The following is a 15,791-nucleotide window of genomic DNA, read 5'->3' on the forward strand; positions in this document are numbered from 1 at the left end:
GCGCGTCAGGCACCCGTTTACGGGACCAGCCCCTGCCGCGATACGGTGCCCAACGAGCAATTGAGCGCGGGTGCCTTTTGCGGCATACTACATCCGAGCAGACCGGAAGAGCCAGCACGGCCGCCGGACCAGAAGGACAGGCCATGCAGACCGACGATATTCCGCACGATCAGCTGAGCGGCCCGCTGCGCCGCCCCTCAGTGAAAAAGAACGTGGCCGCCATCCATGTTTCCGGCAAGCTGACACTGCTGCAACGCAAGCTGTCCAACGTTCTTCTGCTCAACGCCTATGATCACCTGGTCAGCCGGCCCAAGCATCAGATCGACGCCCGCACGCTCTGCATGATGGTGGGCTACAATTCCAACGACATGGAAACGCTCAAGGCGTCTCTGCGTTCGCTGGCGGAAACCACTGCCGAATGGGATATGCTCGGCGCAGATGGCCAGCACGAATGGGGCGTCTCGGCGCTTCTGTCTTATGCCAAGCTCAAGGGCGGCATCTGCGAATATGCCTATTCGCCCGCCCTGGCCGAGAAGCTGCATGATCCCAAGGTCTTTGCGCTGATCAATCTGAACATTCAGCGGCGCTTCACCTCCGGCCACGCGCTGGCGCTCTACGAGAACTGCTATCGTTTCGTCCGCACCGGCTCCACCGGCTGGTGGCCGATCGATCTGTTCCGGCGGCTGATGGGCGTGGATGGCAGCGCCTATTACGAGAGTTTCAAGCATCTCAACGCCAAGGTCATCAAACCCGCGGTGAAGGAAGTCAACAAGACCTCGAACATCCTGCTCGACCCGGAGTTTCGCAAGATGGGTCGCCAGGTCAGCGAGTTGCGGTTCAGGATTCGTGAAAATCCGCAGTTGGCCATGCTGGACATCGATGATGGCGAAGGCGTCCGCCAGGGGCCGGTTTATCAGGGGCTGCTCAAGGTCGGGGTCTCGGACCGGCTCGCCCGGCAGTGGATCGCCGAACACGGCGAAACCTACGTGGCGGAGAAACTGGCCTATCTTCAGGGGCGCGACGGTGTGAAGAGCCCGGTCCGCTACCTCACCGCCGCCCTGCGCGACGACTACAAGGCCGAGGTCGCGCCCGAGCCCTCACCCGAGGCCGTCAAGGCGGCCGAAACGCGCAAGGTGCAGGCGAGCTTTGCCGAACAGCAGGCTGCGGCTCGCGATGCCGAGCTGGAAGCCGCCCGCCGCAAGCGGGCAGGGCGCATGGCGCGGATCCGCGAACTGGTCGCCGCCCGCAGCCCCACACAGCGCGACGCCGACAAGCGGCTTTTTCTCGCGCGCCTCTCCGATGATCTCGAGCGGGCAGAGTTTCAGCGCCTCGGCTGGGGCTCCGCGCTGTCGGTCGGCGAAATGGTGGAATTCTGGGAGGAACTTGCGCCGGGTGCCTTCGACGATGTGGCTTAGGGTGCAAGGCGTCGCGAAGTCGAGTGACCGGCGTCAGACGAAGGGGTCAATGACCCGCGCACCGCTTGGAAAGAAATCCGAGCCATTGCCCGTCACAACGGCCGCATCTCGCGCAATCGCCTGTGCCGCGATCATCAGATCGGCACCGGGATGGCCCAGCCGCGCCGACAATTCGCCCCAGATCAGCGCGTCCTGGGAATCGAATTCAAGAATTCGGTCGGCAAAGACCTGAACCGTGCGATCCAGCCAATGCCGGAGGTCATGGGCAAATTCGCGGTTTTTCGGCTCTTGCAGGCGAATCCCGCGCTCGATTTCGCCGAGTGTGATCACGCTGAGATATAACTCGCTCTCCGGCGCCTGAGACAACCATGCAGCGACCTTTGGCGCCCGGTCGGGGCGCCGCACGGCGGAAATCACATTGGTGTCGAGAATATGGATCAAAAGGTCACGTCGCGCGGTGCCGCCTGCGCCCGCTCCTGATCGCCGCCCGGAAAGGCCATCAGGTGGTCGGCAAAGCTCTCGCGTTCCGCTCGGGCCGCCTTGACGAGCCGGTGATATTCCTCCGACGCGATGACAACGACCGCCGGCTTGCCCCGGCGCGAAACTTCCTGCGGTCGGCCGGCAAGGGCGGCTTCTACCACGGCACTGAACCGGTTCTTGGCATCTTGAAGGGTCAACATGACACAGTCTCCTGTCTAGCTACCTGTCTAGATAGTGTTGCACAGGCGGTCTTGCAAGGAGGAAGCTTCAGGCCAGCTTTTCCACGTTCACCCGCGGGATCGAGGTTTTTACCTTCTGACCCATCAATTCGATCAGCACGCGCAACCGGTCCTCCTTGTCCAGCGCGTCGACCTTTGTCACCAGATCGGCGAAAGGCCCGGAAATCACGCGAATTCGATCGCCCGCGGCAAAATCCTCGGGCGGCAGAACCAGCCCCTTGTCATCGCAGCGTGCAATGAGACCGGCCATGAATTGCGCGGGCAGGGGGCTGGGGCGGCGCGGGTCGTTTAGCAAGAGCCGCGTCACGCCCCGGGTCGAGTTGATCGCCTGCCATCCGTGCTGCACGGGATCGAAGCGAACGAACATATAGCCCGGAAACAGCGGCCGCCGTACCGTCGCGCCTCGAAGGGCTTCGAAGCGCTCGGGCACAAAGGTCGCAAAGCGCTGCCGCCCAAGATTGCGCAGCGCAAGCGCCAGACCGTTGGGTTTCAGCTGCGCGACAAACCAATTGTCAGCACGCGGGGCCGCGTCAGAGCCCGAAGCGCCGGTGGTCTTGTCCGTCAAATCTTCACCGAAGGCCATTTTCTCTACCCATTTGATTAATGCGTTTTGCCCGAAAGGTCGATGCGACCCGTCCAAAGCGCCTTGTCCTGTACGCCCGTGGGCGTGAATCCCGAAGTACCTCGGCTTTTAATGATTAACGTTATCAGTCCGTTACCGAGTTTCGCGTCAAGCATTGGGAAAGTTTTGATCCCGATTCTGCCCCTCGTGGGAACCGCGGCCGGTGTGGTCGCCAAAAACCGTAGGGGTACGGGAAATGACTCTTTTGAATGCTGCGCGGCGCAGCCTGATTGCCGCATTGTGTCTGCTTGGAACCGGCGTGATGGCGCCTGACACCGCCGATGCGCAACAGACAATTGTCGTGCGCAACGATCATGGCGGATTGATCCAGCGTCGTGCCAACAAGATAAGCGAGATTCGTGCCAGCGGCCAACGGGTCGAGATCCGCGGCACCTGCATGTCGGCCTGCACCATGTATCTCGGTGCGGGAAATGTTTGCATTTCGCCGAATGCGCGCTTCGGCTTTCACGGGCCGTCGTCATTTGGGCGTCGCCTGGTGTCACAAGATTTCGAACGCTGGAGCAACGTCGTTGCCAGTCACTTCAAGCCGGAATTGCAACAATGGTTCATGACCAAGGCGCGCTACAGAATCAACGGGTTCTATCGCATCTCCGGGCGCCAACTGATCCAGATGGGCTATGCCAGCTGCTGAGCGTGATCCCACCCGGTGGCGCGCCGATCAGGGCGCGCCGGAAAAGAGGGATGTTCGATTACTGGGTGTCTGAGGTCGACGAACCACCGCCGCCACCCGAAAGGCCGAGTGCCGCGCCCACAACACCGATACCAATGACTGGCCCAAGGAAACCGACGTTGGTCGCCGGAGCGCCGGCCTGGGCGTCACCGAACAGACCGGTCGGCTGGCAGAGCACGCGCAGAAGCGTCTGACCGGAATCGTCGGTTTCGAAACGCGCGCTGGCGATATTGCCTTCGCAGGGCACAGGCGTCTGGGCCAAGGCGAGGTCAAGCGCGGTGGTTTGGGCGTTTGAGACGGTGGCCGCAAGGGCGAGCACCGTGCTGGCGAGAATTATTTTCATAGCGAAAAGCTCCAATAAACTTTGCCGTTGTGTTTACTGCTCTACGGCATGGGGGGACACAATTCCATGACTATACCGATGGATGTCCAAAATTAAACCCTTGCGTCTCTGAATTTGCAAAGAATTAATGCATTGCCCCGCATCCCGATGCATTTTTCCGCGACAGGTGGCAAACCGCCATTCCGGCCCAAAAAGCAACAATTCCGCAACCACAGCGCCGCTGCAAGGCAGGCTGGCTTGCGTCTCGGCCCGGGGCGTCGCATGTGGGTCGTGTCCTTATGATTGGCAGGGTTGTGGACGTGAGCGATACGGCATTCTTTCTCGCCGCCAAGCTGGCCGGCCTGTTGATTCGGCCCGACGTCTGGCTCGCCACCTTGGTGACGCTGACCTGTGTTGCAGTCTGGGCCGGGCGGGGCCGTTGGCTGGCGCTGATCACGGTGGTCTTTGTCCTGGCGGTTGGGATCGTACCATTCGGCGACTTCCTTCTCGCCCGGTTCGAGGCACGCTATCCCGCCGCGCCACAGGTCGCCGAACCGACCGGCATCATCCTGCTCGGCGGCGGCGAAGACACCAACGCTGCCCGGCGCTGGGGTGGGGCCCAGATCAGCGACTCGGGCGACCGCTTCACCGAGGCGATGGCCTTGGCCCGGCGGTTTCCCGAGGCGCGCGTGGTTTTCACCGGCGGTAGCGGTGCACTGCGTAATCTGGGCACATATGGCGGAACGCAGGCCGGGATCGCCGAAGACCTCCTGCTTTCGCTGGGGTTGTCCCGCGATCGGCTGACCCTCGAAACCCGGTCACGCAACACCGCCGAAAATGCCTCTCTGACTCACGCGCTGATCGCGCCGGAAGCAGGGGAGCGGTGGATCCTCGTCACCTCTGCCTTCCATATGCCCCGCGCCATGCGCAGCTTCAAACGCGCCGGCTGGCCTGGGCTTGTCCCTTGGCCGGTCGATTTCCGCTCCGAGAGATTGCGCGACGGTCTTGGATGGAATCTGGCCGAGAACCTTGATCAGCTTAATACCGCCATGAAAGAGACGGTTGGCCTGCTGGCCTACAGGATAGCCGGGCGATAGGCGGAGGCGCCGGTCTGGCTTCGCCAAATCGCAAGAAACACCTGCGCCTCGCCCGTCACGACCATGAGGTCGAAATGGCGTGGCTGATTTCGAGGTCCTGCTCGGTCAACAAGTCAAGTCGCACCGCTTTGGCCATGACCGCCATTTTGGACGTCACCCCGAACCTGTCGCACAGTTCGCGGCGGACACGGGTGACATATTGCACCGAGACCCCCCAGTTGAACGCGATTTCCTTGACCTCATACCCATTGGCCGAGAGTTTGAGAAACTCGAGCTGCCGCTGCGTCAGGTCAAAGCGCTCCGCCTCTTCGCGCTGGAGCATTCCGAGGTAAATGTTATGGGTTTGCACTGCTGCCATGGAAATCGTCCAGCCGTGCTCATCCAGGAACCTGCGAAATTCGGGCTCTGCCATCTCGCCGCCGATGGTAAAGCCGCCGCGCTCATCGCGCCGCGACGACCGCAGCGGTATGAACAGGCCCGAATGCAAGCCGATCTCGCTCGCCTTGAGGATGATCTCTTCGTATTCGGGGGTGAGCAAACCGTCGCGCCGATACAGCTCGATGAACTCGGCGCCGATGGCAAAGGCAGTCAGTTTTTCCAGTGAATGATGCCGCCCATAGTCGATTTCGGCGAGGTTTGGCCGGCTGCCGACCCACTCCTTCCAACCCTTTGGAAGGTTGGACTGGCTGTGATAGGCTGCCCGCTGTTGGCCGTGCATGTAGGCAAACCCATAAAGGATGTAACTCTGTCCCACATCAGCGCATAATTGCTCCAGCAAGCCCCAGACAGTAGCCCGATCCTCCGCGTGATTGAGGTCGCGAAGGAATTCCTGAAGCAATTGCGGCGCATAGGTTTCAATCGGCGAGAGCGATTCGTGCCGGATTTCATATCGTCTGGACAGCGCCGTTTGGTCGCGTTTCATAAATGGATCCGATGGTCAATTGGCAGGCCAAAGCGATAAACTAGCGCGAATACGCCGGGTTTCAATAATCGATCCGATCCGAATATGCGGGTTTTCGCTGAACTGGCAGAAAACACGGTTGCCGCCGCGCGGCCGATGGCCGGCCCGCGCGCTTGCGGTGACGTAGTATCCACGTGGTACGACAAAATTCTGTGATCTGGATCACTTGGCGTGTGCGAACTCGCGTAGCTCCGTATAAGTGACTGGCAAAAAACTGAAAAGAGATTTTGGGTGCAGTCATGGCCGACAAATCGCCGCCTGGGTCCGGGCGGGTGCCGCCACCTGACACAGCCCACGATTTCCCTTGATGCTAAATTTTTGGCCCTTCATGCACGCCAAGCGTGCACCAGCGTTATTTTTGGAATGGGCTTTCGGCTTTCTGCGAGTGCATTGATGTATGTAAAAATCATTAATTATCAAGTTGTTAATCGGAGTGCGTCACGTGAAATGCACCGCAAAGTTTCAAAAATAACCACTGCCTGGGTCTAGGCACGTCCAAATGGTACTGATAGATCGTTAATCGTATATTAAGGGAATCATTTTACAAAACGGGGGTTTCAGTGCTCGATTTTGAAGCGACATCCACCGCCTTTGCGCGGCAGGAAGCCACTGATGCGGCCTTTTCTCAACCTGATGTCCGTATCATATTTCAGACTTTCAAACGCAGTTTCGACATTGCTTTCAGCATTCTTCTTCTACCGATGCTTTGCCTTACAGCGCTCTGTCTGGTTGTCCTGAATCCGTTCTTCAATCGTGGTCCGCTACTATATATTCAGCCGCGCATGGGCCGTGACTGCCGTGCATTTCCGGCGATGAAATTCCGTTCGATGCTGCCGGCGGCCAACATCGCCCGGGGCGCGAACGATCCGCTCGAGACTCACCGGATCACCACGCTGGGCCAGTTCCTGCGCAAGTCGCGGCTTGACGAGCTGCCGCAGGTTCTCAACGTCCTACGCGGGGACATGAGCCTGATTGGCCCGCGCCCCGATTATTTTCATCACGCCCGCTACTACCTGCGGGTGATTCCCGGATACCGTGCCCGTCACCGCGTGCGCCCGGGCATCAGCGGCCTGGCACAGACCCAGCTGGGCTATGCCGCCGGTCTCGACGCGACCGCGGCCAAGGTCCGCGCCGACCTCTATTATATCGAAAACGCCGGTTTCCGGCTCGAAACCTGGATCTTCTGGCGTACCGTGCTGACGGTTCTCGGTCGCCATGGTGCGTGACCCCTTAGGCGTTGCCGCCGTCCTGCGAATGTGAGAAGACCAGAATAACAATCAATCGGACAGCGGCGTGCGTATGTTAGAGAAGTCCCAAAGCGGCCTCCGGCCGGGAAACCGGTTTACGCCGATGCAGCCGCGGCCTGCCGCGCAGGACAGTGACGACGAAATCGATCTGATGGCCGTAATCGGTACGCTCTGGCGCGGCAAATGGGTTATTGCCGGATGCGCAGCGCTGCTGATGCTGATCGGCGGATATTATGTTTTCCGGGTCGCAATTCCGAAATACCAGGCTTCGACAACGCTCGCGCTTGAATTGCGCAGCGAAAACGTCGTCGATCTTGAAAGCGTCGTTTCGGGGGTTTCAACGGAAACCAGTGCGATCAACACCGAACTGGAGGTTATCCGGTCAAGCGGTCTGCTCGAGAAGCTGGTGACGGAGCTCAATCTGACGGCGGATCCCGAATTCAACGGGGCCTTGCGTCCTGAGCCAGAGTTTTCGATCGGCAAGTTGAAGGCAATTATCCGCACGGCAGTTACGCCGGCAGCCGAGGAAGAAGAGGCGGGCGTCGGCCTGTCGCCGGAAGAAAAAGAGATGAATCGCACGGTGGCAACGGTGCGTGACGCGATCTCGGCCTCAAACCAGCGGAACACCTACATCTTCCAGATCGGCGCCAAGACAACGGACGCGATGAAGTCGGCACTTATCGCCAACACCTTGGCCCGGCTCTACATCCAGGATCAGATCGACATCAAGTTCCAGGCGACCGAAAACGCTGTCACCTGGCTGTCAGAACGGGTGATCGAACTCGAGGCCGAGCTGAAAGAGCGTGAAAACGCGATCAAGGAACTTCGGGCGGAAACCGATCTCGTGAATGCCGAGGCGCTTCTGGCGCTCAATCAGCAGGCCAAGGACGTGCGCGACAGGCTGGCGGATTCGCGCACGACTCTGGCCCTGGTCGGCGCCCGGGTCGAAAACCTGCGGTCCTTGCAGCAGGAGGGCGATCCCGCGACCATGGCGGCGGCCGTCAATGACCCGACCCTCGACCGCCTGGTGGTCCGCGCCGGCAACGACAGCGCGACGCGTGAGCTGTTCGACGAACGTTTTGCCCTGCTGATCACCCGCGAGGAAAACGCGCTGGAACGGGCAGAGCAGCAGGTCGCCGCGCTGGAGGCCTCATATGCCCGGCTTCAGGAGCAGATCGAACAGCAATCCGCCGACCTGGTAAAGCTGCAACAGCTCGAGCGTGAGACGGAAGCCACCCGCACGCTGTATGAGACCTTCCTCACCCGGCTCAAGGAAACCACCGTCCAGCGTGGGCTCCAGCAGGCCGACAGTCGTGTCCTGTCCAAGGCCACCCCTGGCGTATATGTCGAGCCCCGCAAAACCCGCATTCTCGCGCTGTGTCTGATCCTGGGGGCGATGCTCGGCGCCGGCCTGGTTCTGGCCCGGCAGATGATGCACAGCGGCTTCCGCACGCCCGAGGATCTCGAAGCCGCCACGGGCCATGCGGTCTTTGGCCAGATTCCCAAAATGCCGCTGCGCCGGCGCGGCAATTTGGTCACCTATCTCAATGACAAGCCGACCTCTGCCGCCGCCGAGGCGATCCGCAATCTGCGAACCTCGGTCCTGTTGTCCGACATCGATCAAGCGCCACAGATCATCATGTCGACCTCGGCCATCCCCGGCGAAGGCAAGACGACCCAGTCGATCTCGCTGTCCCACAACCTCGCGGGCCTTGGCAAGAAAGTGCTGCTTATCGAAGGCGACATCCGCCGGCGGACCTTCGCGGAATACTTCGATTTCGGCGACAGCCCCGGCGGGCTGGTGACCGCTCTGACCGGCAAGCGGCCGGTTTCGGAACTGGTGGTGCGCGCGCCGGGAATGGATGTCGACGTGCTGCGCGGGGAAAAGGCGAGCGTGAACGCGGCGGATCTGTTCTCGTCCGATCGGTTTCAGGAATTCCTTCAGGAACTGCGGCGCAGCTACGACTACATCGTCATCGACACCCCGCCCGTGCTTGTGGTGCCGGATGCGCGGGTGATCGGCCAGTTTGTGGATGCGATCATCTTCTCCGTGGCCTGGGACCGCACGAGTAAGACCCAGGTCACCGAAGCCCTGCGCCAATTCGAATCCGTCGGCATTCGGGTCCATGGCCTGGTGATGGCGCAGATCGATCCCAGAGGGATGAAGCGCTACGGCTATGGCGGAAAATACGGCGCCTATTCGTCGTATGGCAAAGGCTACTACGACGCCAGCTGACGCGGGTGCGGGTATCCGGTCGCGCCCCGAAGGGAGCGCGCCGGCACATGGTTCAGGCCCCGCCGGTTACATCATCGCCTGACCGCCGACCACGGCAACTGTGGCGCCGGCCGTGTAGCTCGACAGCGGATCGGCCAGCATCACAAAGGCGGTGGCCAGCTCGGCCGGCTGCGCCGGGCGGCCGATCGGATAATTCTCGCCAAAATGCTGCACCGATTCCTCCGGCAAGGTGGCCGGGATCAGTGGCGTCCAGACCGGGCCCGGCGCGACACAGTTCACCCGGATTCCGCGCGGCGCGAGCATTTGCGCCAGACCGACGGTGAAATTCTGGATCGCCCCCTTGGTCGTGGCGTAGGCCAGCAACCCCGGATTGGGCTTGTCGGAATTGATCGAGGCAGTGTTGATGATCGCTCCACCGTCTTTCATCAGCGGCGCAGCGGCTTTGGAGAGATAGAACATCGCATGGATATTGGTGCGGAAGGTCCGCTCCCATTCCGTGTCGGGAATATCCTCGAACGTGTCGAAATGCATCTGGTGGGCGGCGTTGTTGACAAGGATGTCCAGTCGGCCAAAGGCTTCATGTGCCGCCTGCACCAAGCTGCGGCAATGGTCGGCTTCCTGAAGATCACCGGGTTTCAGCACGGCACGTTTCCCCGCCTCCTCCACCAGCCGCTGGGTTTCCTGCGCCTCGTCATGTTCGTCGAGGTAAGAGATCAACAGATCCGCCCCTTCGCGGGCGTAGGCCAGCGCCACGGCGCGGCCGATACCGCTGTCGCCGCCGGTCACCAATGCGGCCATGCCGTCGAGCTTGCCGGAGCCGCGATAACTTTCTTCGCCATGGTCGGGGCGAGGCTGCATCTGGTCGGTGCGGCCCGGAATTGGCTGGCTCTGTTGCGGGAAGGGGGGATTGGGATGGGTCATCGCAAAGGCTCCTTTTGCCGGTTTGCGGGGTAACACAGGGCCGTGGCCGGATGTTCCCGAGCGCCCTTGCGGGCCGCAACCGGAGGTTGGGAACCTTTTGCAGGCGCTGCTGTTTAGGGGCAGCGCATCCGGGAGACGAGATCCGGTGCGGACTTCCGCAGGTCATCAACGGTCACCGAGGTCGCCCTACATGCCGCCAGTCCCCCGAAACATAGCCGTCGAACCGGCTATCAGGCGCCGGCCCCGCACCGAAGTTGCGCAGCACTCAAAGCGCACCGATGGGCCAGGCAAATTGGCCACGGTTTCCATCGTCATTCCGACCTTCAATCGCGCCGCCCCGGCCGTGGCCGCCGTTACCGCCGCCCTCGCGCAAAGCCATCCGCGGACCGTCGTCATCGTGATCGACGACGGGTCGACCGATGGCACCCGCAAGGCGATGTCGCGGTTTTTCGACAAAGACCGTCTGGTCTATGTCCGCCTGGCGCGCAACATGGGCGCCGCGGCGGCCAGGAATGTCGGCATTCTGATGTCTGCCACCGATGCGGTCACCTTTCACGACAGCGACGACATCCCGCACCGCGAAAAGGTCTTGCGGCAGGCGCGGTTGCTCGGCGATCCGCTGGACACCGTGCAACCGATCCGCAAGTGGACGCGCAAGAACCGGGTCGGCGCCGTGCTGACCCATCACGAGCTGCTCCTGGCGGATGGCTGCCGGGTGGCTATCCGGCGGGCGCTGCCGCTGACGGAGGATTTTGGCCCCGACCTGCAACAGGTCTCCGGCGTGCCGGGCGATTGGACGCATGTGAATGCCGGCCTGTTTCATCGCGGCGTTTTCGAACGGCTGGGCGGCTTTTCCGACGGCATCGACGGCGCGCGCGCTTTCTGCAACCGGTTGATCCGGGCCGGCGAGGAGCTCCGGGTGATCCCCGAAATTCTGCTGACCAAGATCGAAAGCCCGGAAACCCTGACAAAACCGGCCGTCCCCGGTCACGTCGATGCTGGCCACGCGCAGGCCGCCCAACGCCGGACAGGACAGCCCGAACGGGTGCCCATCGATCTGCCCGACCTCGAGATCGCGGAAATCGTCAACCCCGGCCGCTGCGGGGTCTCGCGCGCCCTGTCCACTCCGGCGACCCGGGGCCGGCTGATGACGGCGCTTTCGCGCGGGGCCGTGCGGGTCGCGTGATCCGGGGCGCGCCGCGCCGGACATGCGCGGGCTTTTGCTGGCCGGGCCGGGACGCATGGGCCGGCGGCGGCAATCCGCCCCCCGGTTCTGGAACATCAGGGGTGATCCGTTGTTCTGAACGGAACATTGCGACGACTGGATATGAGAGAGACGCTTCAGATGACACGACTGGACACAGTGGTTCTTCCGGTAGCCGGCAACGGCTCGCGGATGCGCCCTGCAACGGATGCGATTGCCAAGGAATTGCTGCCGATCTACGACACGCCGCTGCTGCAATTCGCCCTGTCCGAGGCCGCCGCTGCCGGGGCGCAACGGATCGTGCTGGTGACCCGCGCCTCAAAGCCCGGGTTCGGCTCATACATTGAAAAACTCTCGACCCGGCCGAATTCCTTCCTGGCCGGTATCGATGTCGAATTCGTCGACCAGAAGGAGCCTCTGGGCCTGGGTCATGCGGTGCTTTGCGCCCGCGCGCGGGCCTTGCCCGGCCCGTTTGGCGTGATCCTGCCCGATGACCTGATCCTCGGCGATCCGACGTTGGCCGAAATGGGTCGCGCCTTCGACCCGGAGCGGATGAAATCCCTGGTCGCGGCGCAAAAGGTTGATCGTGACAAGGTGGGCAACTACGGCATTTTCGACGTCGGCAAGGACGCTGCCGTCTCGCAAGTAATTCCGGCCCGCGATCTGGTGGAAAAACCCGATCCGGCGGAGGCGCCTTCGCAGTTTGCCGCCGTCGGCCGCTATGTGCTGGCCGAAGCCATCTGGGACGAGCTCGAGCGCACCGGGCCCGGGGCCGGCGACGAGATCCAGCTCACCGATGCGATCACCGCGCTCGGGGCTCTGCACGGCTTCCGCTTTTCCGGTGCGCGCTACGATTGCGGCAGCAAGGAAGGCTGGTTCGCGGCCACCGAAGCCTATCGCCGCACGCGCCTCAGAGCCGAACTGACAGCCGCCGAATGAGCCGCACGGCGGGTCGCTCCGGCCCGCGCCGCAAGCCAGAAAGGGAGCAGAGGATGAAGATTGCACATGTTGCCCCGCTTTATGAAAGCGTGCCCCCGCGCCAGTATGGCGGCACCGAGCGGGTGATTTCGACGCTTACGGAGGAATTGAGTTTCATGGGGCTTGAGGTCACCGTCTTCGCCACTGCCGATAGCGTGGTGCATGGCGAGTTGGTGCCCTGTCGCGAAATGCCGCTGACCGCCGGTTCCGGCGATCAGATCGAAGCCGCCGAACATCTGCTGGAACTCGACCGGGTGGTGCGGCAGTTCGACGATTTCGACATCGTGCATTTCCACACCCGGTTCCTGCATTTCCCGCTGTTCGAGGATGTCGCCCGGCGCACGGTCACCACCTGTCACATGCGCGTCGATACGCCCGAGCTGTCACGGTTCTATGCGCGGTATCGCGCGTTCCCGCTGATTGCCCTCTCCGAAGCGCAAAGGCGGACCCGCCCGGGCGCCAACTGGGCCGATGTCATTCCGCACGGCTATCCGCGCGATCACCTGCCGGCCTACAACCGGCCCGAGGCCAAGGACGGCTATCTGGCGTTCCTCGGCCGGATCAGCCCCGAAAAGGGCGTGCTCGATGCAATCCGCATTGCGCGCGCCGCAGGCCGCCAGCTCAGGATCGCCGCGCGCATCAACAAGGTGGATCAGGAGTTCTGGGAAGCCCGCGTCGCGCCCGAGATCGACGGAGAGCAAATCCAGTTCCTGGGCGAGATCGGCGATCCGCAGAAGCCCGAATTCCTCAACGGCGCCGCCGGGTTGATCTTTCCGATCCAATGGCCCGAACCCTTCGGACTGGTGATGATCGAGGCGATGGCCTGTGGCACGCCGGTGATCGGCTACAACTGCGGCTCGGTGCCCGAGGTGATCGACGACTTCCGCAGCGGCTTCGTGGTCAAGGACGTGGATAGCGCCGCCGCCGCCGTGGGCCGCCTAGCCAGCCTCGACCGGGCCGAGGTGCGGAGATGCTTCGAAGAGCGCTTTTCCTCGCGAGTGATGGCCGAGCGTCACGTCAAACTCTATTCCGAGATCATCGAAGGCAGGCTGCACCGCAGGTCTGGCCCCCGGATACGCCGGCGCGGCCGGTCGCATCCCGGCCCCGCGCGGAGCCTGTCGGACCGCAGAACGCCCAATCCGCGCGGCGCCATGGCAAAGCCGGTCTGATGCCCGCAGAAAACCGCAAAGCTATCCCCAATGATTTCGGTCCCGACACACGGGACGATTTCCACGTTCTCAAGTACCAGAGCGCCTTTGCCGTCTTTCCCGCCACCGGCTGCATGAACGGCGGCGAGGCCGATGTGCCGGAATTGCATTGCAAGGACGGGCTTTTTGTCGGCGACACCCGCGCGCTGTCGCGGTTCATCCTGCGGCTCAACCGAAGCCGGGTCACGGCGATGGGCGCCGTCGTGGGCGAGGGCGCCTCGGTTTTTTCATCCAGCATGGCCAACCGGCGCCTGCACGACAGCGCCGGACGCGAGATCGCGGCCTATGGCATTCACATCGACCGCGAACGCTTTCTGCGTCAGTCGCTGCATGACCGGCTGCGGATCACGAATTACAGCGCCGGGCCGGTCGATCTCGACGTGACACTCGATTGCTGGGCCGATTTTCGCGACATCTTCGAAGTGCGCGGCGTCGAGCGTGCGCGACGCGGCCAGCTGCATGCGCCGCAGGTCGACGGTCGCAATCTGATCTTTGGCTATCGCACGCTCGACGATGTTGAAATGCGCAGCGCCGTGAGGTTTGACCGCGATTTCGACACCGAAGGCGGCCATGTCCATTTCCGCCTGCAACTCGCGCCCGGCGCCGGGGAAGAGATCACTACCCGCGTCCATGTCGAGGCCGAGGGCCCCGCCGTCACCCTGCCGCGGCCGGGTGATGTGGATGGCGCCTATGAGACCTGCAAGCAAGAGACGGTGGATGATTTCCGCGCCCGCCGCGACCGGTTTACGCTGCTGCGGACCAACCGGCCGGCGTTTGACGAATGGCTGACCAATTCCGCCTCCGATCTGGCCCTGCTGATCACCGAGCTGCCGACCGGCCCCTATCCCTTTGCCGGCCTGCCGTGGTTTGCCGCGCCCTTTGGCCGTGATGCCATCGTCACCGCGATGCAGACCGCCTGGCTGTATCCCGCGCTGGCGCGCGGCGTGCTCGACTATCTGGCCGCGACCCAGGCCGACAGAATGGACATTCCCAACGAAAGCGCGCCCGGCAAGATCATTCACGAGGCCCGCGAAGGCGAGATGGCGCGGCTGGGCGAGGTGCCCTTTCACCGCTACTACGGCGGCATCGACCAGACATTGCTGTTTGTCATGCTGGCCGAGGAATATTACCGCCGGGTCGGCGATCTCGACTGGCTCAAGAGCTTTCGCCCCGCCATCGACCGGGCGTTGGCCTGGGCCGACAGCTTTGGCGACCGCGACGGCGACGGGCTGATCGAATACCTGCAAAGCGGCGACAAGGGTCTGCGCAACCAGGGCTGGAAGGACAGCATCAACGCCGTGTTCCACGCTGATGGCGCGCTGGCCGAAGGTGCGATCGCGCTGGTCGAGGTGCAGGCCTACAACTACGCCGCCCGCCGATCCGCCGCCGCGCTCTATCGCGCGATGGGGGACGAAACCGCCGCCGCAGCCTCCGACACCAGGGCCAAGGCGATCTTTGCCAAACTGGAAACCGCCTTCTGGGACGATGGCCTCGGCGCCTGGGTGCTGGGCCTCGACGGTGCGAAACAGCCGATGCGGGTGCTGTCGTCGAACGCCGGCCACGTGCTTTTTGCCGGGGCGGCGTCGAACCACCGCGCCGACACCTTTGCCGCGCGCTTCGATGACGCCGATTTCCTTGTCGACTGGGGGATGAGGACGATTGCAGCGGGGACCGTGCAATTCAATCCGATGGGCTATCACACCGGCAGCATCTGGCCGCACGACAATTCCATCGTCGCTGCCGGGCTCTGCCGGTATGGCCAGAAACCCCGCGCGGCGCGGTTGCTCGAAGGGCTTTTTGCCGCCGCGCATGACGTCGAACGACGCGGGCTGCCGGAGCTCTATTGCGGATTTGGTGCCTCGGGCATGCCGCATCTGGTGTCCTATCCTTCGGCCTGTTCGCCCCAGGCCTGGGCGGCGGGCAGCCCGTTTCTCTGCCTCAAGGCGCTGATCGGGCTCGAGATCGACATGACCCGCGAGGGTGACAAGATCAGCCTCAACGATCCCTATCTGCCAAAAGATCTCGACCGGCTGGTGATCGAGGGCCTGCCGCTGGGCGATCACGCGGCCACCGTTCAGGTCGAACGGCGCGCGGCGGGCGGATTTGACGGAAAGATCGAGATGACCGCCGGCCGGCGGCATCGCGCGGTGTCCTAGCCGCACCGGCAACA

At 62.7% G+C, this 15,791-nt stretch carries 15 protein-coding genes; 9 read left to right on the forward strand and 6 right to left on the reverse strand.

The features are described from left to right. Positions 1-143 precede the first annotated feature (143 nt). Positions 144-1,415: a replication initiation protein gene (locus BMW90_RS19810; protein WP_074838402.1), complete on the forward strand. Its 1,272-nt coding sequence runs from the start codon at positions 144-146 to the stop codon at positions 1,413-1,415. Positions 1,416-1,448: 33 nt separating this feature from the next. Here the strand turns inward: BMW90_RS19810 and BMW90_RS19815 are convergent, their stop codons facing one another. The 3 genes from BMW90_RS19815 to nusG all read right to left on the reverse strand — a co-directional run bounded on the left by BMW90_RS19815 (position 1,449) and on the right by nusG (position 2,774). Next, complete coding sequence (locus BMW90_RS19815) at positions 1,449-1,856, reverse strand: type II toxin-antitoxin system VapC family toxin (protein ID WP_048536026.1); 408 nt, start codon at positions 1,854-1,856, stop codon at positions 1,449-1,451. Beyond that, complete coding sequence (locus BMW90_RS19820; protein ID WP_074838405.1) at positions 1,853-2,095, reverse strand: type II toxin-antitoxin system Phd/YefM family antitoxin; 243 nt, start codon at positions 2,093-2,095, stop codon at positions 1,853-1,855. The genes BMW90_RS19815 and BMW90_RS19820 overlap by 4 nt, the downstream gene beginning before the upstream one ends. Positions 2,096-2,162: 67 nt before the next feature. Further along, the gene (gene nusG / locus BMW90_RS19825) at positions 2,163-2,774 is read right to left on the reverse strand and encodes a transcription termination/antitermination protein NusG (RefSeq protein ID WP_139211483.1); all 612 of its coding nucleotides are present in this window, start codon (positions 2,772-2,774) and stop codon (positions 2,163-2,165) included. A 178-nt stretch (positions 2,775-2,952) separates the two neighbouring features. Here nusG and BMW90_RS19830 point away from each other — a divergent pair, with 178 nt between their 5' ends. Continuing rightward, positions 2,953-3,408 (forward strand): hypothetical protein, encoded by a 456-nt coding sequence (locus tag BMW90_RS19830; protein ID WP_048536023.1) that lies wholly within the window; start codon positions 2,953-2,955, stop codon positions 3,406-3,408. A gap of 58 nt (positions 3,409-3,466) precedes the next feature. Here the strand turns inward: BMW90_RS19830 and BMW90_RS19835 are convergent, their stop codons facing one another. Then, positions 3,467-3,790 carry a hypothetical protein gene (locus BMW90_RS19835; RefSeq protein WP_074838408.1) on the reverse strand — a complete coding sequence of 108 codons (324 nt, stop codon included), beginning with the start codon at positions 3,788-3,790 and terminating at the stop codon, positions 3,467-3,469. A gap of 293 nt (positions 3,791-4,083) precedes the next feature. Between BMW90_RS19835 and BMW90_RS19840 the strand changes: the two genes are divergently transcribed. Beyond that, entirely contained in the window at positions 4,084-4,866 is a 783-nt protein-coding gene (locus tag BMW90_RS19840; RefSeq protein WP_244526559.1) for a YdcF family protein, read from the forward strand. Positions 4,867-4,921: 55 nt separating this feature from the next. Here BMW90_RS19840 and BMW90_RS19845 read toward each other — a convergent pair whose 3' ends face one another. Further along, on the reverse strand, positions 4,922-5,788 hold the full coding sequence (locus BMW90_RS19845; RefSeq protein WP_074838414.1) for a helix-turn-helix transcriptional regulator: 867 nt from the start codon (positions 5,786-5,788) through the stop codon (positions 4,922-4,924). Positions 5,789-6,387: 599 nt separating this feature from the next. Between BMW90_RS19845 and BMW90_RS19850 the strand changes: the two genes are divergently transcribed. Both BMW90_RS19850 and BMW90_RS19855 read left to right on the forward strand, forming a co-directional pair. Then, entirely contained in the window at positions 6,388-7,053 is a 666-nt protein-coding gene (locus BMW90_RS19850; RefSeq protein ID WP_244526560.1) for a sugar transferase, read from the forward strand. Between the two features lie 124 nt (positions 7,054-7,177). After that, positions 7,178-9,310 (forward strand): GumC family protein, encoded by a 2,133-nt coding sequence (locus BMW90_RS19855; RefSeq protein ID WP_074838417.1) that lies wholly within the window; start codon positions 7,178-7,180, stop codon positions 9,308-9,310. 66 nt (positions 9,311-9,376) lie between these two features. On the opposite strand, the gene BMW90_RS19860 is transcribed toward BMW90_RS19855, so the two are convergent. Further along, positions 9,377-10,231, reverse strand: a complete 855-nt coding sequence (locus BMW90_RS19860) for an SDR family oxidoreductase (RefSeq protein ID WP_074838419.1) — start codon at positions 10,229-10,231, stop codon at positions 9,377-9,379. A gap of 292 nt (positions 10,232-10,523) precedes the next feature. Between BMW90_RS19860 and BMW90_RS19865 the strand changes: the two genes are divergently transcribed. The 4 genes from BMW90_RS19865 (at position 10,524) to BMW90_RS19880 (ending at position 15,777) form a co-directional block, all read left to right on the forward strand. Beyond that, positions 10,524-11,417: a glycosyltransferase family 2 protein gene (locus BMW90_RS19865; protein ID WP_074838423.1), complete on the forward strand. Its 894-nt coding sequence runs from the start codon at positions 10,524-10,526 to the stop codon at positions 11,415-11,417. Positions 11,418-11,576: 159 nt separating this feature from the next. After that, a complete protein-coding gene (locus BMW90_RS19870) occupies positions 11,577-12,374 on the forward strand; it encodes a UTP--glucose-1-phosphate uridylyltransferase (protein WP_244526562.1) in 798 nt (265 codons plus the stop codon). A gap of 53 nt (positions 12,375-12,427) precedes the next feature. Further along, on the forward strand, positions 12,428-13,582 hold the full coding sequence (locus tag BMW90_RS19875) for a glycosyltransferase family 4 protein (protein WP_074838429.1): 1,155 nt from the start codon (positions 12,428-12,430) through the stop codon (positions 13,580-13,582). Further along, positions 13,582-15,777 (forward strand): amylo-alpha-1,6-glucosidase, encoded by a 2,196-nt coding sequence (locus BMW90_RS19880; RefSeq protein WP_074838432.1) that lies wholly within the window; start codon positions 13,582-13,584, stop codon positions 15,775-15,777. Before BMW90_RS19875 ends, BMW90_RS19880 begins: the two co-directional genes overlap by 1 nt. Positions 15,778-15,791 lie beyond the last annotated feature (14 nt).

This window comes from Marinovum algicola, from assembly GCF_900109145.1.
Taxonomy (GTDB): Bacteria; Pseudomonadota; Alphaproteobacteria; order Rhodobacterales; family Rhodobacteraceae; genus Marinovum; species Marinovum algicola.